Origin of the sequence: Marichromatium gracile (assembly GCF_004343155.1) — a bacterium.
Classification (GTDB): Bacteria; Pseudomonadota; Gammaproteobacteria; order Chromatiales; family Chromatiaceae; genus Marichromatium; species Marichromatium gracile.
The window spans coordinates 35,141-56,032 of sequence record NZ_SMDC01000009.1; the positions used below are offsets into that span (position 1 = coordinate 35,141).

A 20,892-nucleotide genomic window follows, 5' to 3' on the forward strand; every position below is an offset into this window, starting at 1 on the left:
TTCCCCCTCAGCGCGCCGGCGCGCCCTGGTCATGCTCGCCGGCGAGCACGATGCGATTCTTGCCGCGCTCCTTGGCGCGATACATGGCGACATCGGCCGCGCGCAGCAACCCGACCCGGCTGGTGGCATGGTCCGGATAGAGCGCGACGCCGATGCTCGCCGTCACGCCCCAGTCGCCGGCGGCGATGCGACGACAGAGATCGGCAAGGATCGTCTGCACCTGTTCGACCTCCTCGGGGAGTTCGCACAGCAACAGCCCGAACTCATCGCCGCCGAAGCGGCTGGCGAGATCATCGGAGCCGGTGCGCAGATGACGCACGAGGACGGCGGCGACGAAACGCAGCACCTCGTCGCCGACCAGATGCCCCTGGCTGTCGTTGACCGCCTTGAAGCCGTCGAGGTCGAGCAGGCAGAGGGCGAAGCGGCGGTGGTGGCGCGCCGCGCGCGCGATCTCGAGATCGGTGCGCTCCTCGAAGGCGGTGCGATTGGCCAGCCCGGTGAGGGCGTCGGTGCGCGCCTGGCGCTGCAGAAGGTCGATGCGCGCGCGTCGATCGACGCGCAACGCCACGGTCGCGCGCACCGCCAAGGCCAGGACCAGCAGCAACAGCACGCCCAGCCCGGCGATCACCAGCGTCGGCGTCAGCGCCGCGCGCACATAGCGCTCGCGCGCGATGAAAGCGGCCACGTGCCAGCGCAGCAGGTTCGGCGAGACCGCATCGTCGCGTCGCGCGCACAGCGCCGAGTAGACCGGATAGCTGCTCTGCAGCGGCACCACGTCACGATAGATGAAGGTGCCGTCGGCGGTGCGGATCAACCCGAGCGGGTGATGCTGCATCCGCGCCCAGGCCTCCGGGTAGCGCACCTGCATCCGCTGCTCGGCGCGCCCCTCGACCATGAAACCCCAGGCCATCCCGCGCTGCGGGGCCAGCAGCCAGTAACCGGCGCAGTTGATGAGCATCGGGCGGATGGGACCGGCGCGCCCGAAGTCCTCGAGACGCTCGAGCAGATGACCGGCGCGATAACTGATGACGATCATCCCGCGACCGCGCCCGGCGCTGTCGAACACCGGGGTCCCCACCCGCAGCAGCGGCAGGAAGGGCAACAGCACCTCGCCGTTCTCGATGCTGAGATCGAGCGGCGAGACATAGAGCTCGCCGGGCTCGAGCCCCAGCGTCGCCTCGACATAGTAACGATCGGCCTTGTCCTGCAGTTCCTCCTCGGAGATGGTCAGGATCTCGCCGGCGAGCGACTCGACACGCACCACCTCGTGCCCGGTCTCGTCGATCAGCCGGATCTTCTGATAGCGCCGGGCATAGTGGATGCGGTTGGTCAGTTCGGCGGCGATCAGCGGCAGCCAGTCGCGGTCGCCGGTGTCGAGATAGCGCTGCACGATGTGCTGGCGCGCCAGCGTCAGCGTATCGATCGCGACATGGTCGAGCTTGTTCTCGATCAGCCGCACCAGTTCGTCGACCCCGGCCCGCGCCGTCTCATCGAGCTCGCGGTGCATCTGGCGCACGCTCCACCCCCACACCAGCACCAGCAGCGCCACCAGCCCCAGGGCCAGCGGCAGATACAGCCGCCAGAACCCGCGCCCGCTCATCCGTTCCCCGGAGGCGCGGCGAGAGGCGAGACGACAAGACGATCCCTGCTGACAGACATGCTTGCGACTCCCCTGGCGCCCCGTACCCCGGTCCCGCCGAAACGGCGGTGATCGGCAGTTGATGATGGGGCCGGTTTCGCCGCAGCCAACGCGCGCCGAGGGATGGTCCCGGCGCGCGGGAGACGGGAGATCGCGTCCGACCCCGAGGCCGGGCGCGCGGCACGACGGAAGAGGCCGACGCCAGACGAACAGCGGGCGGACGGCGCCGCGTGGCGCCGTCCGCCCGGGGTCCGATCACCGGACCCGGCATCGACCGCGTTACTGCGACCCGGTCACCTCGGAGGGATCGGAGGGCGCCTCGATGCAGCGCTGCGGCGCGTCGATCGAGGTGGCGTTCGGGAACATGTCCAGCCACGAGATACGCAGGCTGTAGCCGTGTACCGTGACCGGCACCTCGGGACACTCCCGGGTGATGCGGCTGGCGACCGACTGCAGATCGGCGGAGTCGAACTTGAAATAGGGCGGCGTGAAGCCGGCGTCCTCGTTGCGGAAGATCAGCGTCTCGGCCGAATCGGCATAGACGGTCTCGATACGGTACTGGACGTCGCGCCCATCGCCGGTCACGCCGGTGATCTGGACCTCCCAGGAGTCCGGCCCCCAGCGCAGCCAGAGCAGGAAGACCACGATGGCGAGGACGACGGCGCCGCCGATCTTGAGCTTGTTCTTCATGACTCTCTACCCCCTTGTGTCTTGACGCGGATGCGAGACCGCGAATCATCACGGCAAAGCCGTGGACTCGCGGCGTCCGTATAGACTTTGCAATCGCGATGCCAGCCAAAAAAGAGCTCTATCAATCTGATATTCAAAGCATTACCGATCATCGAGCACGTGCGCGAATGACCCACGGGGCAATTGCCCCGACCGCTCCCACGGGCAACGGTGGTTATCCACCTGCCCCGGCCGCCCGACCCTGTCCACACGCGCGACGACGGATCTGGCGCAGTGGCACGACGCGCAGCGGGCGACGTGATGGAGCGACCGGAGACACAAAAAAAGCGAGCCCGTCGAACGGGCTCGCCCGGCATGTCCGCGATGGCGGCACGCCCCGGGCCATCCCTGGCCCGGGCGACGACGATCAGTGCAGCTCGTCGACCTGCTTGATCGCCTCCTCCTTGGTGACGCCGTACTTCTCCTGCAGGCTACCGACGAGCTTGTCGCGTTCGCCATCGATCAGCGCCAGGTCATCGTCGGTCAACTTGCCCCAGCGCACCTTCAGCTCGCCCTTGGCCTGTTCCCAATTGCCACGGATCTGTTCCCAGTTCATGGTCTTCTCCCGACCGGTCACGACCGGTCTCTGGCTGGTGGATGTTCGGTGAGTTCGTCGCTGCTTGCGCGGATGGTCATTCCTCCTCGAAGGACTCGACGGCCTCGTGCCAGGCCTCGCCCAGCGCCTCGTAGGCCTCGGCGAAGCCCTCCTTGATCTCGTCCCAGGCGCTGTCGGAGCTGCTCTCCATGTCCTCGTACCACTCGGCGACCTGGGCGCGACGCTCGCGCAACGCCGTCATGCTCGCCTGCGTCTTCTCGCGGGCGGCCTCGCTCATGTCGTCCCAGTTCTCGTCGAGACGCGCCTGCAAGGCGTCGATGCGCTCGTCGGCGGCCTCCAGCGCCTCCTTGGTCGCCTTCACCGCCGCCTCGCGCTGATCGGCGCCATAGGCCTTGAGCGAGGCGAGCAGATCCTTGGTGTCCTGCTTGATCTCCTCGGCCGGCGGCATCCCGGCCTCGTGCATCATGCCCTTGTCCTCGGACATCTCGGACTCCTGCATCATGCCCTTCTCATCGGACATCTCCGCCTGGGTCATCGCGCTGAGCGAGAACAGGGTGAAGAAGAGTGCGGCGCTGGTGGCGAGAATCGGTTTCATGTCGTGCTCCTCCATGGTGGTCGTGACCGGAAAATGGTGGCGGTTCACGTGGAGATGGCCGCGAGGCTCGCGGGGCATCATCCCTCGGTGGAGAAGTTGCAAAGCCGATGCCAACCCTTCCGGAGCGCGCCATGACGGGGCGCAAGGGCTGACCCCATGCGCGGGTGCCCCGACCGATCGGGGGATAGCCCCCGCCGACGGGGGCATATGCCCCGCCGTCGACGCGGAGCCGAGCGGCTAGAGCAACACCACAGTCGCCAGCCCCAGGAAGGCGAAGAAGCCGACGATATCGGTGACCGTGGTCAGCACCACGCTCCCGGCCAGGGCGGGATCGATGCCGAAACGGCGCATCAGCAGCGGGATGGCGACCCCGGAGAGCGCCGCGCAGAGCAGGTTGAGCAGGATCGCCACGGCGATGATGCCGCCGATCGCCCAGTCGCCGAACCAGAGGATCGCCAGGGCGGCGACCACCAGCGCCCAGAGCAGGCCGTTCAGCAGACCGATCCCGGCCTCCTTCAACAGCAGGATGCGGGTGTTGCCGCCACCGAGTTGCCCCGTCGCCAACCCGCGGATGACCAGGGTCAGCGTCTGGCTGCCGGCGATACCGCCCATGCTGGCGACGATCGGCATCAGTACCGCGAGCGCCACCACCTGTTGCAGGGTGCCCTCGAACAGACCGATGACCCAGGCGGCGAGAAAGGCGGTGATCAGGTTGATGCCGAGCCACACCGCCCGTCGTCGGCTGCTCGCCAGCACCGGGGCGAACATGTCCGTCTCCTCGTCCAGCCCGGCCATGCCCATGATCGCGTGCGCGGCCTGCTCGCGGATGACGTCGACCACGTCATCGACGGTGATGCGCCCGAGCAGGCGTCCGTCGGCATCCACCACCGGCGCCGAGCTGAGGTCTTCCTCCTCGAAGCGGCGCGCCACCGCGTCGCTCGGCTGGTCGGCGGGCACCGGCTCGAAGTCGGTCTCCATCAGCTCCGAGACCAGCGTCTCGGGGCGCGCGGTCAGCACCCGGCGCGTGCGCAGCACGCCCTGATAGTGCTGCTTGCGGTCGATGACGAAGAACTTGTCGGTGTTCGGCGGCAGGTCCTCGCGCAGTCGCAGATAACGCAGCAGGGTACCGACCCGGATGTTGGCGCGCACCGCGATCTGGTCCATGTTCATCAGGCCGCCGGCGCTGTCCTCGGGGTAGGAGAGCATCGACTGCAGGCGCTCGCGCTCGCGCCGGTCCATCGCCTCGAGGATCTGCCGACCGGTGGCCATCGGCAGATCCTGGATGAGGTCGACCAGATCATCTGGCTCGAGGCCGCGCGCGGCCTCGACCAGATGATCCAGATCCATCTCCGCGGCGAGACGGCGGCGCACCTCCTCCTGCAGGTGGCGCAGGACCTTGGCGGTGCGCTCACCGTCGATCATGTCCCAGGCGGCGGCGCGCTCGGTCGCCGGCAGCGACTCCAGCAACCCGGCGATGCGCGCCGGGTGGAGCTTGCGAAACAGCCGCGCGATGCGCTTGAGCTTGCCCTCCTCCAGCGCCTCCAGGACCAGACGCAACTGGGTCTCCGGCTCGTCCTCGGGCGGGCCGTCGAGGTGTCGCGAGTCGGGGTCGGACTCCGCGGCGGCCTCGATCTCGAGGTCGCGGGCGAGTCGGGCGCGCAGCGTGGCCGAGAGGTGCGCGCGCACCTTGTCCTCGGTGCGCGCCTCGACCTGATGCCAGGCGGCCACCCGCTGCGCCGGGGTGAGCGTCTCGAGCAGGCTGGCGATCTTGGCCGGGTGCATCTTCTTGAGCAGGCGGCGCGCGCGCTTGCCCTGACCCTGCGCGAGCAACTCACGCAGATGGTCGATCTCGGTGGCGATCAGGTCGTTCGGATCGGGTTGCAGGTCTCGCTTCAAGGGCTTGTTCCATTGCGGCTATCGGGATGGAGGGTCATCGGTCCCCCGCACGAGGGCGGCCGCCCGAGGAGACGGGCGATGGGTTCAGCCGAGGACGATGACGCCGAGACCGATACCGTAGAAGATCAGCACCAACCAGCTCTCGAAGCCGATGTTGCCGATGCCGCTGCGCTCGCGCCGGATCAGTCCGAGCAGCAGCGTGGCGGTCAGCAGAATCGTCTGACTGATGATGAACAGTGGCTGATCCCCGACGGCATGGTAGAGCGATCCCGGCCGATAGGCGATATCGGAGAACGCGAGAAACAGCACATCGAAGGTATTGCCGCCGATGATGCCGCCGACGGCGAGCGTCAGCGCACCGTGGCGCACGGCGGCGATCGCGGTGACCAGCTCCGGGAGCGAGGTCACCACGGCGGTGAAGAGGACCCCGACCAGGGTCTCCGAGAGCCCGGTCACCCGCACCAGCGCCATCCCCGCAACGCCGACGAGATAGCCCGCGGCACCGACCAGGATCACCGCCGCGACGAAGCCCGCCCACAACCGGCGTTGCCCCGCCCCATCATCGTCGGACGTCTCCGGGACGTCCTCGCGGGTCTCGCCGGTCTGCACCGGATACCAGGCCGGCTGCCCCCGGGCGACGGCGGCCAGGCGCACCCCGAGTGCGTAGAGCGCCAGCAGCAGGAACGAGGCCGGATGGACCCCGAAGAGCGTCACCGGCGGCGCCGTTGCGGCCATCAACGGCACCGCGAGCAGCGCGCAGAGCAGCGCACCGTTGATGAGATTGGGCACCGAGGCGGCGGCGTGCTCGAGATTGGCGCGACGATAGAGGATGTCGGCGACGACGAGAAAGGCCGTCTGCGCCGCGATGCCGCCGACGGCGTTGCTGACCGCAAGCTCGGCCTTGCCCGCCGAGGCGACGGTGAGCGAGACGATGATCCCGGGCAGCGAGGTGCTGGCGCCGAGCAGCACCGCGCCGAACACCGCCTCGCCGAGCCCGGTCAGATCGGCGAGACGGTCGGCGAGCCGCGCCATGCGCGTCCCGACCACGGCGATCACCGCCGCGCTCGCGACCAGCACGACGACGATCAGCGCCAGTGACCAGTGCTCAGCCGAGGGCATCGTCTTCGCGCCTCAACACGCGCCACTCAGTCCGCAGAGGGCGCATCGTCGGGCAGGTGATCGGCCACATAGGCCCCCCGCTCGCCGCGCGGACGCGGCTCGCCCCGGGTGGTGTCGCGCGCGGTCTGGCGCTCGATCTCGGCGTTGAGCTCGGCGCCGAGGATGGTGATCAGCGCCGAGAGATAGAGCCACATCAGCAGCACGATGACCGCGCCGATCGAGCCATAGGTCGCGTTGTAGGTACCGAAGCGCGAGACATAGACCGAGAACAGGGCCGAGGCGACCAGCCACAGCACCACGGCGAGCGACGAGCCGACCGAGACCCAGCGCCAGCGCGCCTGGCGGCGTGACGGGCCATAGCGATAGAGGACCGCGAGCAGGGTCAGCGCCAACGCGGCCAGCACCGGCCAGCGCACCAGATTGACGAGCACCTGCGCCAGCGCACCCAGGCCGACATAACGCATCGCGACCGGCACCGCCACGATCAGCGCCAGCACCACGGCGACCAGCAGCACCAGCGAGAAGGTCACGACGAAGGCGGTGAGATTCAGCCGCAGGAAGCCTCGACGCTCGCGCTCGTCGTAGACGATGTTCAGCGCCGCGATCAGCGACCGCGTCGCCCGCGTGGCGCTCCACACCGACAGCAGGATCGCGCCCGCCAGCCCGGCGCCGAGGCTCTGCCCCGAGCCCGAGGCGACCTCGCGCATCTGCTGCGAGAGCAGTTGATAGACCTCTGCGGGCAGCACGGCGCTGAGCGCGGAGAACTGCCCCTCGACCTGCGCGGGGTCGGCGACCAGCCCGAACAGGGCGATCAGCGCGGCGATGCCCGGGAACACCGCCAGCAGGCTGTAGAACGCGACCCCGGCGGCGACCAGCGAGACGTTGTCGGCGCCCGCCGCCCGCCAAGCCCGCTTGGCGATCCGGACCCAGCCGCCCGGCGGGATCTCGTTGGGCGCATCGGCCAAGCGACCGATCGCCTGACCGGCGCGATCATCGACATCCATCACATCCCTCCCCTTGGCCTGGCCGCGCGCGCGGCGCGGCGGCCTCACCCCGGTCACAGCGTCGGCGGCCGACGTCCGAACACGAACAACACCACCGCAAAGACGAGTCCGACGACGAAGAGTATCCAGGCGATACTGGACGCGGTGCCGGCGATACCGGTCAGCCCGAGTGCGCCGGCGATCAACGCCACGATCAGGAAGACGAGCGCGAGTCTGATCATCACAACCTCCTCAGTGACATGAATCCGGTCGACGGGCGCGCGGCGCACGCCGCGCCGCCCGAGGAGGCGATCATCCCTTCTCGTATTCCTCGACCTGACGCTCGGCCTCCTCCTTGGCAAGGCCGTAACGCTCCTGGATCTTGCCGACGAGCTTGTCGCGCTCGCCCTCGATGGCGAGCAGATCGTCATCGGTGAGATCGGCCCAGCGCGCCTTGACGTGCCCCTTCATCTCCGTCCACTTCCCCTTGACCTCGTTCCAGTTCATGCAAGACCTCCAGGTTTCGCGTGATGGCGCGCCCGATCGGCGCGCCTCCAGGCGACCGGGACGCGCTGTCCACGCCCGGCGACGCCTGCTGGTCATCAAGCTTGCAGCCTGCATGCCAGCTTTCGACATCGGCGCCCCGCGCCCGTCATGACCGGGCGCGACGCCACGGACGCACGCCGGCGGCGGCGGGAGATCGCGCGACATTGGGGGATATGGCCAGCCATCTCGGTGGCTGCGGTGGAAAGGCCCCGTCGCCGGGCAAGAGACGCGCGGAGGCGGCGGGGGACGCATCCGACGACGCGGGAGCGGCTCAGCCGCTCCCCTCGGCGCCGGCGGTGTTCGCGGAGACGGCGCCGCGCGGCTCGCCGTCCCTGAGACCGTACTTCTGGATGCGATAGCGCAGGGTCTCGCGGGTGGTGCCGAGGGCACGCGCGGCGGCGGTGACGTTATAGCCGCTGCGCTCCAGCGCGGTGCGGATGATGTAGCTGTCCATCTCGTCGAGCGCCATGCTGCCATCGAGCGGGATGGTCAGCAGGTCGCCGTCGACGCCGGGCGCGGGCGCCTCCTCGGGACCGGGCACCAGACCGCTGCCGAGCTGCATCCACTCGATCGGGAAGCACTCGCCACGGGCCAGCAGCACCGCGCGCTCGACGACGTTGCGCAGCTCGCGCACGTTGCCCGGCCAGCTGTAGGCGCGCATCCGCTCATAGACCGCCTCCGGGATCTCGCGCACGCGGTTGCCCGAGCGCGCGTTGTACTCGTCGACCAGCGTCGGCACCAGCTCGTGGAGATCGTCGAGGCGCTCGCGCAGCGGCGGCAGGTCGAGCCGGAAGACGCTGAGCCGATGGTAGAGATCGCTGCGGAAGTCGCCATCGCGCACCCGTTGCTCCAGGTTGCGGTTGCTCGCGGCGATCACCTGCACGTCGACGTCGATCGCCTTCTCCGCGCCCAGCCGGCGGACGCGATGGTCCTCCAGCACGGTCAGCAGCTTGGTCTGCAGGTCGAGATCCATCTCGGCGATCTCGTCGAGAAACAGCGTGCCCTCGTTGGCCTGCTCCAGATAACCGCGATGGCGCCCCTTGGCGCCGGTGAAGGCGCCGGACTCATGGCCGAACAGCTCGGACTCCAGCAGCTCGCGCGGCAGCGCGGCACAGTTGACCTCGATCATCGGACCGTCGGCGCGGGGACCGGCGTGGTGGAGGATGCGGGCGACCAGCCCCTTGCCGACACCGGTCTCGCCACCGATGACCAGGGCGCTGAAGGGCACCTCGGCGAGGCGCGCGATCATCTCGCGCGTCGCGCGGGTGATCTCGCTGCGGCCGATATAGGACTCGACGCCGTAGCGCCGCCGCCGGTCGCGGCTCTCGCGACTGAGACGGCGCTGCGCCATGGCCGCGCGGCGCGCCCCGGAGACCACCAGCTCAAGCCGGTTCAGCGCGCAGGGCTTCTCGAGGAAGTCGTAGGCCCCCAGGCGCAGCGCCCTGACCGAGTCGGAGACACCGCCGTAGCCGGTCAGCAGGATCCACTCGCCGGCGATCTTCGCCTCACGCACCTCGTCGAGCAGGTCGAGCACGTTGCCGTCGGGCAGGCTCATGTCGGCAAGGGTCACCTGCGGCTCGAGACACTCCTCGAGCAGTCGCCGCCGCGCCTCGCCGAGCGTCGTCGCATGTTCGACGTCCCAGCCCTTGGTGGTGAAGTGCCGGGCCAGCTCCTCGCCGAAGGCCGCGTCGTCCTCGATGATCAGCAGCGAATTCCCCATCAGTGTCAGGTCTCCTCGTCAGCGTCGGGATGGAGGCGCGAACACCCTCGGGCATCAAGCCGCACCAGTCTCGATGGCGTGCCACGGCGCGGGCACGGGGGCATCCTCGACAGCGGCCGCGCCCCGTCCACGCATCCCCGGCGCCGCGACCGGCGCGCCAGTGGAGGATCTGGAGACGATCGGTGGCGAATGCACGCCTCGGCAGCGGGGGAATGCGACCGTCTCCCCGGGGCTACTCCAGCAACCGCTTGAGGTCGGCGACGCCGACCGGCTTGAGCAGGTGCGCGTCGAACAGCGCCGCCTCCTCGCCGAGGCTCGACACGCCGTAGCCCGACACCGCCACCAGCCGGAAGGCCCGGCGCTCGGGGCGCTCGGCGAGGCGGCGCGCGACCTCGATGCCGTCGATATCGGGCAGGCCGATGTCCAGCAGGATCAGGTCCGGACGCACCCGGGAGACCGCCTCCAGCGCCTCGGCCCCGCTCGCGCCGCCGCTGACCTCGTGGCCGAGCGCGCGCAGCAGCTCGCTCGCCGCCTCGACCACATCGGGGCTGTCATCGACGATCAACACCCGTCTGCCCTCGCCCGGCGCATCGTCCCCCGCCGCAGCGCCGGGCCCCACGTCGGTCTCGGGCGCGGGGCCGGCATCGAGCGGAAAGGTCAGCGTGACACGGGTACCCTGGCCGGCCCCGTCGCTGTGCAGATCGATGCTGCCGCCGTGCAGCCCGACCAGGTTCTTCACCAGGGTCAGCCCCAACCCGAGGCCGCCCTCCACCCGCGCCAGCGAACGCGGCCCCTGCGTGAAGGGCTCGAACAAGGTGGGGATCGACTCGGGGGGGATGCCCCGCCCGTCGTCCGCGACCGTGACCCTGGCCACCCCGGCGTCCGCGACCAGACCGACGGCGATGCGCCCGGCTCGATCGGTGTACTTGACGGCGTTGTGCAGCACATTGCTCAGCACCTGGACGAGCCGCGTCGCGTCGCCGCGCACCACCACCGCCCCCGGCGGCAGGTCGAGCGCGAGCGTATGCTCACGCGCGCGCGCCTCGTGCTCGACCACCTCCAGCGCCTCGCGCACCAATCGCCCCAGGTCCTGGCGCGCCATCTTCAGCTCGATCGCGCCGCGGGTGATGCGGGCGACATCGAGCAGGTCGTGCACCAGTCGCTCCAGATGATGGGTCTGACGGTCGATCACCCCGAGCGCCCAGTCGAGCGTGGTCTGATCGGTCTCGCCCAGCGCCAGACGGTCCAGCGCGTTGCGCACCGGCGCCAACGGGTTGCGCAGCTCGTGACCGAGCATCGACAGGAACTCGTCCTTGCGCCGGTCGGCCTCGGTGAGCTGCTCGGCCTGGCGGCGCAGGCTCGTCTGCAGCGCCTGCTGGCCGCTGACGTCGAGCGCCAGCGAGAGCACCGAGACCAGCCGACCGTCGGCGTCGCGCAGCACCGAGTTGTGCCACTCGCACCAGATGGTCTCGCCATCCTTGCGGCGGTTGAGGTGGAGCGCCTGATTGTGCTCGACCAGCCCGCCGACCAGTGCGCCGACCATGTCCGCGAAGGGCTCGCGCGCCTCGTCGGGGAACAGCCCCAGCCCACGCAGCGACCCGCGCAGCGCCTCGGCCTCGCTCCAGCCGAACACCCGTTCCGCCGCCGTCGACCAGCGCAGCAGGGTGGTATCGGCCGCCCACTCCAGCGAGGCGACCGGGGACTTGTCGACATGCAGCTTGAGCCGCTCCAGGGTCTCGCGGTAACGCCGCTCGGCCCGCGTGGCGCGGGTGACGTCGGCGAGGATGCCGACACAGCCCCCGACCTCGCCGGTCTCGTCGCGCAGGGGCGCGGCCGAGGCGATGAGATGCCTGACCTCACCGTCGGCGAAGTGGATCTCCTCGTGGAAGTCGTGCACCGGCTCGCCCTCACGCGCCGCGACCTGCATCGGCAGCTCGGCGGTGGTCAGCTCGCGCCCGGCGTGGAAGACGCGAAACGGCAGCGCGGTGGCATCGGGCCCGGACAGCGAGGGGTTGCTGTGCACGGGCAGGCGCAGGATCTCGGCGCCGGCGCGGTTCATGTCCATGTTGCGGCACTCGAGATCGCGACCGATATAGATCCCCACCGGGGCGGCCTCGAAGACCGCGCGCAGCTCGCCGGCGCGCGCCCGGTTCTCGGCATTGAGTCGGGCGATCTCCTCGGCGTTGCGACGCCGCTCGGTGATGTCGATGACCAGCACGAAGAAGCCGTCGACGGTGCCGTTGTCGCGTCGGTCCGGGATGTACTCGATCTGGCAGCAACGGGTGCCCGCGCCCTGATAGGGCAGCCAGGCGTCGAAGCGACAGACCGAGCCCGCCAGCGCCTGCTCCATGTGGGGACGGACCAGCGCGAAGGCCTCCTCGCCAAGGACATCGACCACCGGTCTGCCGCGGATCTCTGCCGGATCGAGCCCGAACCAGCGGGCATAGGCGGCATTGTTGAAGCGATAGCACAGCGACGCGTCGACCCGCGAGATCAACACCGGCAGCGCATCGGCGAGACGGCACAGGGTATGGTCGCGATCGGCCGGCGCCGCCTCGGCGCACTTGCGCGCGGTGATGTCGGTCCAGGTGATGATGGCCCCGTCGATCTGGCCCGCGCTCGAACGATAGGGCCGTATCCGGCGCAGAGACCAGTGCCCGCCGTCGCCCGGGACCTCGCGCGGCACCACCGGCGTGCCCGCCAGCACCAACGCGGCCTCGTCGACCAGCCCGGCATCCTCCAGGCGCCAGCCGAGGTCCGCCAGCGGGCAACCGGGCTCGACCCCGCCGGGTCGCAGCAGCGTCTCCGTCGCCGGGGTCCAGCGGCGCACGCGCAACCGCGGATCGACAAAGAGCACCGGCATCTCGGTGCCGACCAGGAGGGCGTCGAGCACCTCGTTGGCCGTCTCCAGCTCGCGCACCCGGTCCATGAGCCAGGTCAACTCATCGTTGAGCACCTGTCGCCCTGCCCCGGCGGTCTTCAGTTCATCATCGGTGGAGCACCGCTCCCTGGTCATCGACGTCGCCCCCTCGTTGGAGACCCAGAGGTCTGCAGTGGAGGCACCATCTCTGCCCGGGTTGCTGCGTACAACATGGCGCCACGCCGAGCCCGGCCTCCTCCTATGCGTTCAGGATAACCCCGAGCGGCGTGCCGGGCTCATTCGGAACACCGATCGCCCGCGCAATACAATCCGGTTGATTAAGACAGAGGCGGGAGGCCTGAGGAGGGCTCGGCGCGCCTGAGCCCAGCCGCAGTAACGGCCCAGCGGCCGACCAGACGCTCAGCGGCACGCCGTCGCGGCAAGCTGGCCAGACGCATCATCTCCCCAGACCGGCATCACCGCCCAGTGAACCACCCGTGAGCACCGCGCGCATGGCGCGATCGGCGCCGACATCGAGCTGGCCGATCCGGTCGCGCTCCAGATAGACGGTGAAACCGCCCAACTGATAGCTCATCGGCAGGAACACGGCCACCCGGTCGTCACCGTCATCGGCGCCGGGCAGGACGACGCGCTCCTGCATCACGAAACCGACCAGCAGCATCCCCTGGATATCGACCGCCACGGGCCGACCCAACCCCTCGTCGCCATCCTTGGCAAAGAATCGCGACACGTCCTTGATGCCCTGGAAGAGGCTCTTCACCAGCGGGATGCGATCGAGCACGCGCTCGGCCAACCTGAGCAGCCAGCGCACCAGGAAGAGGTTGGCGATCAACCCGGCGACGACCGTCAACGCCACGCCGGCGACCAGCCCCATGCCGGGCAGATACCAGCCAGCGGGCATCAGCACACGCACCAGATCCCCCATGAACAGCTCCACCGAGCGCCCGAGCCAGACCAGGAAGGCGATGGTGATGACCAGGGGCGCGAGCAACGCCACCCCCTGCAGGAACCAGTTGCGCAGTCTCTCGAACAGGTTTTTCCGACTCATCTCGACGCTCGCTCCTCCGGGCTCAGTGAATCCGTCATCGGCATGTCTCCTTCGGCATCGTGCGCCGTGATCCGGGCCAGCGGTCCCGGCGCATCCAAGCGGGCGGCCCCCCGCGTCCTCCACACGCAAGCACTGCCGATGCCAGACCGCACCACGGCGACGACCGCGCGCGGCGACGGGCGAGACGGCGAGCGCGCGGCCCGATCACGGCGACCCCGAGCGGGGCATTACAACCGCCCCGGGTTGAATTGCACCGCACGGCGCTGTCGGGCGACACCCGCGCGGCGCCCGTCACCGCCCGGCACGGCGACATGGGCGCACGAGGCGATGGCGCGACGCCTGCTTCGCAGGAGTCGCCGCGCGGATGATGCGGCGCACGATCGACGGGGTCGAGCGCGACAACGGGGTGTTGCATCTGGCGCTCAAGGCACAGGCGCTGCGCGCGGTCGCCTCGCTGGACGACTGAACCGGTCGGCGCGACCGACTACGCCGGCGACGGCGCCAGCGGCAGCTCCAGGGTCGCCGTGTCCTCGGCCAGGTGGAGGGTGCCGCCGCTGTCGCGCGCGGCACGCTCGGCCGCCTGCGCCATCAAGCGCAGATCGGCGCGCTCGACGGGGAGTTCCGCCGCCCGCCCACCCTCGGCGCGCAGCCGCAGCACGAGCCGCCCGGCCACCACCCGACACTCGAGGAGCGGCCGGTGGTCGCGGGCACCAATGCAATCGGTGCCGATACCGATGAGCCGCAGACAGTGGACCAGCGCCGCCTCGAGGCTGTCGCGCTCGACCTCCACCACCACGCCGACGTCCTCGGCGAGCGGAACGACCCGTCCACCATGGACCCGTATCACCCCGGCGCCCAGGGCCGCGGCATCGAGCCGCTGCGGCGGGCCGTCGCCGAAGCGCGTCGAGCGCACCGAGTCGCTGAGTCCGTCGGAGAGCGTCGCGGCGGCGCCGAGCAGGCGCTGGAGGCGCTCGCGGTGCGCCCGATCCTCGACGAGTTCGAGTTGCAGGGTCTCGGCGACCAGCTTGATCACGCTCAAGGGGGTGCGCATCTTGTGGGCCTGTTGTCGCGCCTGCTCGGCGAGCAGGGAACGGCGTTCCAGATCGGCGAGACGCTCACGCTCGGACTCGAGCGAGGCCCCCGCGGGGGTGTTGGTCTGTGTTGATGACATAACGATCATCGGCATTGGTGGCGCATCACGGTGGTCGGGCCGGATCGGGGCGCCGCACGGCGCCCTGCCCGCGCGGTGCTCGACGGGCTCCGGCCACTTGGCTCATACAAGGTCTTCTGGATTTTTTCTGCAAGGAGCGGGCCGATCCTGGCCGACCCAAGGTGCGCGCGGAACAACGTGGCGGATCGAGCAGGACCAGCCAAGGAATCCGCCGCCGATCGACTCCAGATCGCCGAGCCCATCCCCGGTTCGCCCCTCCTGGATCGGACGCAGCCGCGTCTTGTGATGGAACGCGGGAATGACCGCGCTCTTGATCAGGAAGGTGACGCCTTGCAGGTCCGGCTGAATCACCGCGGCGGTCGACGGCAGGCGCATCGGCCCACGCAGCGTGCTCGCCAAGGCTCGGTCGGCGGCGGCGTCGATCCTTGGGACGAAAGCCGGGCGGGGCCTCAGCGTCGCCCCCCTTGGTCGCGATGTTTGCGCGCAAGCTCGACGAATGCGCTCAGGTAGCGGGTGTCGGCATCGGCCGCGCGAATACCGAGAAAGATCTGCTTGGCGATCCCCTCCATGCCGAGCCGTACCGCGGTCAGCTCGAGCTTGGGCGCGTACTCATCCACCAGCCAGCGCGGCAGGGCCGCGACACCACGTCCACTGGCGACCATCTGCAGCATGATGTCGGTGGTCTCGATCGGCTTTTGGCGCTTGGGCCGGATGCCGGCCGGCAGCAGGAACCGGGTGTAGATGTCGAGCCGGTCGATGGCGATGGGATAGGTGATCAGGGTCTCGCGGGCGAGCTGCGCGGGCTGCACGAAGGGGGCCGTGCGCAGGGCGTGCTGCGGCCCCACCACCAGCACCTGCTCGTAGTCGAGGACCGGCTCGAAGTGCAATCCCGTCTCGTAGAGCGGATCGGGCGTCACCAGCAGATCGATCTCATGCGCGAAGAGCGCGCCGATGCCGCCGAACTGGAATTCCTGCTTGACGTCCACGTCCACGTCCGGCCAGGCGGCCAGGTAGGGCGAGACCACCTTGAGCAGCCACTGGTAGCAGGGGTGGCACTCGATGCCGATGCGAAGCGTCCCGCGCTCGCCCAGGGCGAACTGACGCAGGCGTGCCTCCGCATGGGTGAGCTGCGGCAGCAGACGATCGGCCACCGAGAGCAGATACTCCCCGGCCTGCGTCGGACGCAAGCGGCGCCCCTCCCGGGTCCAGAGCGCCACGCCGAGCTGGTTCTCCAGCTTGCGCACCGCATGGCTCAGGGCCGACTGGGTCAGGTTGAGCTGCTCGGCGGCGGCGGTCAGCGAGCCCTGCTGATCGACGGCGCGAACGATGGCCAGATGGGAGCGCTCGAGTTGTGTCATCGGGGCAATCCATGAGTGATATGCATGCTTAGATGAGAAAATACCATTTTATTTCATGTTTCATGCTGGTGAGAATGGCCACATCCCTTCTCCATCGACCAGGACATTCGACATGGCCATCACTCACAATCTCGGTTTTCCCCGCATCGGCGCCAAGCGTCAGTTGAAGTTCGCGCTCGAGTCCTATTGGAAGGGCCAGTCCTCGATCGAGGACCTCAAGGCCGTCGGCAGCCAGCTCCGCGCGCAGCACTGGGAGGAGCAGACCGGACTGGACCTGGTGCCGGTCGGCGATTTCGCCTTCTACGACCAGATGCTCGACATGAGCTTCACGCTGGGCAATCTGCCCGAGCGCGTGCGCGGTCTCGCCGGCGATGCACTCGACACCTATTTCCGCGTGGCGCGCGGCCGCTCGGCCCCGGCGGTCGAGGAGCAGGCCGGCTGCACCTGCGGCGTCGCCGCCGGTGAGATGACCAAGTGGTTCGACACCAACTATCACTACATCGTCCCCGAGCTGACCGCCGACACCCGGTTCGAGCTCGACGCCTCGCGTCTGCTCGAGCAGTTGGCCGAGGCCAAGGCGCAGGGCGTGCGGGCCAAGCCGGTGGTGATCGGCCCGGTGACCTATCTCGCACTCGGCAAGACCAAGGACGGCTCGGATCCGCTGGCGCTGCTCGAGCGCCTGCTGCCGGTCTACGCCGAGCTGCTGAACACGCTGGCCGAGCACGGCGCCGACTGGGTGCAGATCGATGAGCCCATCCTGGTCACCGAACTCGACGAGCCCTGGCGTCATGCCTTCGAGATCGCCTATCACGAACTCAAGAGCGCGCCGGTCAAGCTGTTGCTGGCGACCTATTTCGGCGAACTCCAGGAACAGCGCTATCTGGCCGCCAACCTGCCGGTGGCGGGCCTGCACATCGATGTCGTGCGCGGACGCGAGGACCTGGTGCCGCTGCTGAACCTGCTGCCGTCCAGCAAGATCCTGTCGCTCGGGGTGATCGACGGACGCAACATCTGGAAGACCGATCTGAACGCGGTGCTCGAGTGGCTGGAGCCGATCCAGGCGCAGCTCGGCGAGCGTCTGTGGATCGCGCCCTCCTGCTCGCTGCTGCACGTGCCGGTGGACCTCGACAGCGAGCAGAGGCTCGATCCCGAGATCAAGTCCTGGCTCGCCTTCGCCAAGCAAAAGCTCGACGAGCTGCGCATCCTGGCCGGCGCGCTGAACCAGGGGCGTCATACGGTCCAGGGCGAGCTGGCCGCCAACCGCGCCGCCATCGCGGCGCGTCGCAGCTCGCCGCGCGTCAACAACCCCGCGGTCAAGGCCGCGCTCGCCAAGATCGACGCCCGGCTCGGAGAGCGCAACAGCCCCTATGCCGAGCGCGCCGCCAAGCAGGCCGAGCGGCTCCAGCTCCCCAAGTTCCCCACCACCACCATCGGCTCCTTCCCGCAGACCGCCGAGATCCGTCAGACCCGCCGCCAGTTCAAGGCCGGTGACATCGAGGAGGCGGCCTACGTCGAGGCGATGCGCGGCGAGATCGCCCGCTGCGTGCGCGAGCAGGAAGCACTGGGGCTGGATGTCTTCGTCCACGGCGAGCCCGAGCGCAACGACATGGTCGAGTACTTCGGCGAGCAGCTCGACGGCTACGCCTTCAGCCAGTTCGGCTGGGTGCAGTCCTACGGCTCGCGCTGCGTCAAGCCGCCGATCCTCTTCGGCGACATCAGCCGTCCCAAGGCGATGACGGTCGACTGGATCACCTACGCCCAGTCGCTGACCGACAAGCCGATGAAGGGCATGCTCACCGGTCCGGTGACCATCCTCAACTGGTCCTTCGTGCGCGACGACCAGCCGCGCTCGGTCACCTGCCGCCAGCTGGCCCTGGCCATCCGCGAGGAGGTGCTGGACCTGGAGCGGGCCGGGGTGCGCGTGATCCAGATCGACGAGGCGGCGCTGCGCGAGGGCCTGCCGCTGCGCAAGTCGCAATGGGATGACTATCTCGGCTGGGCGATCGAGTCCTTCCGCATCACCGCCAACGGCGTCGCGGACGAGACCCAGATCCACACCCACATGTGCTACTCGGAGTTCAACGACATCATCGCCGCGATCGCCGACATGGACGCCGACGCCATCACCATCGAGACCTCGCGCTCGGACATGGAGCTGCTCGACGTCTTCGACGACTTCAAGTACCCGAACGAGATCGGTCCCGGCGTCTACGACATCCACTCGCCCAACATCCCGGCCGAGGAACAGATGGTCGAGCTGATGCGCAAGGCCGCCGAGCGCATCCCGGCCGAGCGTCTCTGGGTGAACCCCGACTGCGGTCTCAAGACCCGCCAGTGGAACGAGGTCATCCCGGCCCTGACCAACATGGTCTCGGCGGCCAAGACCCTGCGGGCGAGCTTGGGCTGATCGTCTTTTTGAACCGCAAAGGCGCGAAGGACGCAAAGAATTGGTAAGGATTTGAAGGAGCATGTCGCCCGGTTCGGGTCTTCAGCTCGGGTGACGGCGCCCATCGACGCGACTCATCCAATCCCTTTGCGCTCTTTGCCCCTTTGCGGTTCCAACTCTTTTCTTCGAACCGCAAAGGCGCGAAGGACGCAAAGAATGAGGAAGGGTTTGAAGGCGCATGTCGTCCGGTTCGAGTCTTCCGCTCGGGTGACGGCGCCCATCGACGCGACTCATCCAATCCCTTTGCGCTCTTTGCCCCTTTGCGGTTCCAACCCTCCCCGAGAACGAACATGTTTGATCGCACCCAATACCGACTCGACCGCATCGACCCGGAGGTCTCCGCCGTCATCGAGCAGGAGAACCGGCGCCAGGAGGATCACATCGAGCTGATCGCCTCGGAGAACTACACCTCTCCGGCGGTGATGGCCGCTCAGGGTTCGCAGCTCACCAACAAGTACGCCGAGGGCTATCCGGGCAAGCGCTATTACGGCGGCTGCGAGCATGTCGACGTCGTCGAGCAGCTCGCGATCGATCGGGTCAAGACCCTGTTCGGCGCCGAGGCGGCCAACGTGCAGCCCAACTCCGGCTCCCAGGCCAACCAGGGCGTGTTCTTCGCGGTGCTCAAGCCCGGCGACACCATCATGGGCATGAGCCTGGCCGAAGGCGGGCACCTGACCCACGGCATGGCGCTCAACATGAGCGGCAAGTGGTTCCGGGTGGTGAGCTACGGTCTCAACGCCGAGGAGGACATCGACTACGAGGCGCTTGAGCGCCAGGCGCGCGAGCACACACCCAAGCTCATCATCGCCGGCGCCTCGGCCTTCGCCCTGCGCATCGACTTCGCGCGCATCGCCCGCGTGGCCCGCGAGATCGGCGCCTATTTCATGGTCGACATGGCCCACTACGCGGGGCTGATCGCCGCCGGCGTCTATCCGAACCCGGTGCCGCACGCCGACTTCGTCACCACCACCACGCACAAGAGCCTGCGCGGCCCGCGCGGCGGCGTCATACTGATGCGCGAGGCGCACGCCAAGGCCATCAACTCGGCCATCTTCCCCGGCATCCAGGGCGGCCCGCTGATGCACGTCATCGCCGGCAAGGCGGTCGCCTTCAAGGAGGCGATGACGCCCGAGTTCAAGACCTATCAGCAGCAGGTCGTGACCAACGCCGCCGTACTCGCCGAGACCCTGATCGCGCGCGGTCTGCGCATCGTCTCCGGGCGCACCGAGAGCCATCTGATGCTCGTCGACCTGCGCGCCAAGGGCCTCACCGGCAAGGAGGCCGAGCGGCTGCTCGGCGAGGCGCACATCACGGTCAACAAGAACGCCATCCCCAACGATCCCGAGAAGCCCTTCGTCACCTCGGGCATCCGCATCGGCACCCCGGCCATGACCACGCGCGGATTCGGCGCGGAAGAGGCCAGGCTCGTCGGCAACCTGATCGCCGACGTGCTCGATGCGCCGCAGGACGCCGCGGTCATCGCCCAGGTACGCGAGCGGGTGTCGGGACTGACCGAGCGGTTCCCGGTCTATCGCTAGCGACCCATCGAGCCGGCGGAGACTGAGTGTCCGCCGGCCTCGAACCCGCCTCGATGCGCTTGACGATCCACTGGACCGACCGTCCCCGCCCCACCTCCAAGGCTGTTCATCATGGCAACCGTCTATCTGAGTCTCGGCACCAATCTGGGCGACCGACTCGGCAACCTCGAGCGTGCGGTCGCGCACCTCGCCGAGGTGCTGGATACGCGGGTCCTCTCGCCGGTCTATGAAACCGCCCCCTGGGGGCTGACCGATCAGCGCGATTTCTACAACCTCTGCGTGCGCGGCGAAACCAGACTCGACGCGCCAACGCTGCTGGTCCGGCTCAAGGCCCTGGAACGCAGGCTCGGCCGGGTCGAGGGCACCCCGTGGGGACCGCGGTTGATCGACATCGACCTGCTCTTCTACGACGATCTCGTCCTCGACGAGCCCGCGCTCAAGGTGCCCCATCCGCGCATCCGCGGTCGCGCCTTTGTGCTGATCCCGCTGCTCGATCTGGTCGACGACCTGTGCCATCCGGCGCTCGATTGCTCGATTCGCGCGCTCGCAGCCGAGGTCGATGCCACGACGGTGCGCCGTTTGGATCCAACCCTTGCGGACGAGTTGATCGAGGCGGATGCGGGGCGTGCGCATTGCGCGTGCCCTCGGTCGTGAGGCCGCGCATGTC

18 protein-coding genes are annotated in these 20,892 nt (G+C 68.9%); 3 read left to right on the forward strand and 15 right to left on the reverse strand.

Features of this window, described 5'->3' with window-relative positions; genetic code table 11:
- Nucleotides 1–7: 7 nt before the first annotated feature.
- The 15 genes from EDC29_RS12590 to EDC29_RS12660 form a co-directional block, all read right to left on the reverse strand.
- Nucleotides 8–1,600 carry a sensor domain-containing diguanylate cyclase gene (locus EDC29_RS12590; protein ID WP_132230187.1) on the reverse strand — a complete coding sequence of 531 codons (1,593 nt, stop codon included), beginning with the start codon at nucleotides 1,598–1,600 and terminating at the stop codon, nucleotides 8–10.
- A 318-nt stretch (nucleotides 1,601–1,918) separates the two neighbouring features.
- Nucleotides 1,919–2,329, reverse strand: coding sequence for a DUF1523 family protein (locus tag EDC29_RS12595; RefSeq protein WP_123140500.1), 411 nt, complete (start codon nucleotides 2,327–2,329; stop codon nucleotides 1,919–1,921).
- Nucleotides 2,330–2,735: 406 nt separating this feature from the next.
- Complete coding sequence (locus EDC29_RS12600; RefSeq protein WP_123140532.1) at nucleotides 2,736–2,924, reverse strand: CsbD family protein; 189 nt, start codon at nucleotides 2,922–2,924, stop codon at nucleotides 2,736–2,738.
- Between the two features lie 76 nt (nucleotides 2,925–3,000).
- Nucleotides 3,001–3,519, reverse strand: a complete 519-nt coding sequence (locus EDC29_RS12605; protein WP_132230189.1) for a sll1863 family stress response protein — start codon at nucleotides 3,517–3,519, stop codon at nucleotides 3,001–3,003.
- Between the two features lie 237 nt (nucleotides 3,520–3,756).
- Nucleotides 3,757–5,415, reverse strand: a complete 1,659-nt coding sequence (mgtE, locus tag EDC29_RS12610) for a magnesium transporter (protein WP_123141981.1) — start codon at nucleotides 5,413–5,415, stop codon at nucleotides 3,757–3,759.
- Between the two features lie 84 nt (nucleotides 5,416–5,499).
- Nucleotides 5,500–6,534: a sodium:calcium antiporter gene (locus EDC29_RS12615; protein WP_132230191.1), complete on the reverse strand. Its 1,035-nt coding sequence runs from the start codon at nucleotides 6,532–6,534 to the stop codon at nucleotides 5,500–5,502.
- Between the two features lie 26 nt (nucleotides 6,535–6,560).
- Nucleotides 6,561–7,538: a YihY/virulence factor BrkB family protein gene (locus EDC29_RS12620; RefSeq protein WP_132230193.1), complete on the reverse strand. Its 978-nt coding sequence runs from the start codon at nucleotides 7,536–7,538 to the stop codon at nucleotides 6,561–6,563.
- 53 nt (nucleotides 7,539–7,591) lie between these two features.
- Complete coding sequence (locus tag EDC29_RS12625) at nucleotides 7,592–7,759, reverse strand: DUF1328 domain-containing protein (protein ID WP_123140495.1); 168 nt, start codon at nucleotides 7,757–7,759, stop codon at nucleotides 7,592–7,594.
- Nucleotides 7,760–7,829: 70 nt separating this feature from the next.
- Nucleotides 7,830–8,024 (reverse strand): CsbD family protein, encoded by a 195-nt coding sequence (locus tag EDC29_RS12630; RefSeq protein ID WP_123140494.1) that lies wholly within the window; start codon nucleotides 8,022–8,024, stop codon nucleotides 7,830–7,832.
- 310 nt (nucleotides 8,025–8,334) lie between these two features.
- Entirely contained in the window at nucleotides 8,335–9,783 is a 1,449-nt protein-coding gene (locus EDC29_RS12635; protein ID WP_123140493.1) for a sigma-54-dependent transcriptional regulator, read from the reverse strand.
- Nucleotides 9,784–10,015: 232 nt separating this feature from the next.
- The gene (locus tag EDC29_RS12640; RefSeq protein ID WP_165913517.1) at nucleotides 10,016–12,724 is read right to left on the reverse strand and encodes a hybrid sensor histidine kinase/response regulator; all 2,709 of its coding nucleotides are present in this window, start codon (nucleotides 12,722–12,724) and stop codon (nucleotides 10,016–10,018) included.
- 376 nt (nucleotides 12,725–13,100) lie between these two features.
- A complete protein-coding gene (locus EDC29_RS12645; protein ID WP_132230197.1) occupies nucleotides 13,101–13,712 on the reverse strand; it encodes a DUF502 domain-containing protein in 612 nt (203 codons plus the stop codon).
- Between the two features lie 484 nt (nucleotides 13,713–14,196).
- Nucleotides 14,197–14,883 carry a hypothetical protein gene (locus EDC29_RS12650; RefSeq protein ID WP_123141975.1) on the reverse strand — a complete coding sequence of 229 codons (687 nt, stop codon included), beginning with the start codon at nucleotides 14,881–14,883 and terminating at the stop codon, nucleotides 14,197–14,199.
- Between the two features lie 102 nt (nucleotides 14,884–14,985).
- The gene (locus EDC29_RS12655; RefSeq protein WP_132230199.1) at nucleotides 14,986–15,282 is read right to left on the reverse strand and encodes a hypothetical protein; all 297 of its coding nucleotides are present in this window, start codon (nucleotides 15,280–15,282) and stop codon (nucleotides 14,986–14,988) included.
- Between the two features lie 50 nt (nucleotides 15,283–15,332).
- On the reverse strand, nucleotides 15,333–16,241 hold the full coding sequence (locus EDC29_RS12660) for a LysR family transcriptional regulator (RefSeq protein WP_062271381.1): 909 nt from the start codon (nucleotides 16,239–16,241) through the stop codon (nucleotides 15,333–15,335).
- A gap of 112 nt (nucleotides 16,242–16,353) precedes the next feature.
- Between EDC29_RS12660 and metE the strand changes: the two genes are divergently transcribed.
- From metE to folK, 3 genes are all read left to right on the forward strand, one after another.
- Nucleotides 16,354–18,648, forward strand: coding sequence for a 5-methyltetrahydropteroyltriglutamate--homocysteine S-methyltransferase (gene metE / locus EDC29_RS12665; protein ID WP_123141972.1), 2,295 nt, complete (start codon nucleotides 16,354–16,356; stop codon nucleotides 18,646–18,648).
- 329 nt (nucleotides 18,649–18,977) lie between these two features.
- Nucleotides 18,978–20,225: a serine hydroxymethyltransferase gene (gene glyA, locus EDC29_RS12670; protein ID WP_132230201.1), complete on the forward strand. Its 1,248-nt coding sequence runs from the start codon at nucleotides 18,978–18,980 to the stop codon at nucleotides 20,223–20,225.
- A gap of 111 nt (nucleotides 20,226–20,336) precedes the next feature.
- The gene (gene folK / locus EDC29_RS12675) at nucleotides 20,337–20,879 is read left to right on the forward strand and encodes a 2-amino-4-hydroxy-6-hydroxymethyldihydropteridine diphosphokinase (RefSeq protein ID WP_132230203.1); all 543 of its coding nucleotides are present in this window, start codon (nucleotides 20,337–20,339) and stop codon (nucleotides 20,877–20,879) included.
- Nucleotides 20,880–20,892: the final 13 nt, after the last annotated feature.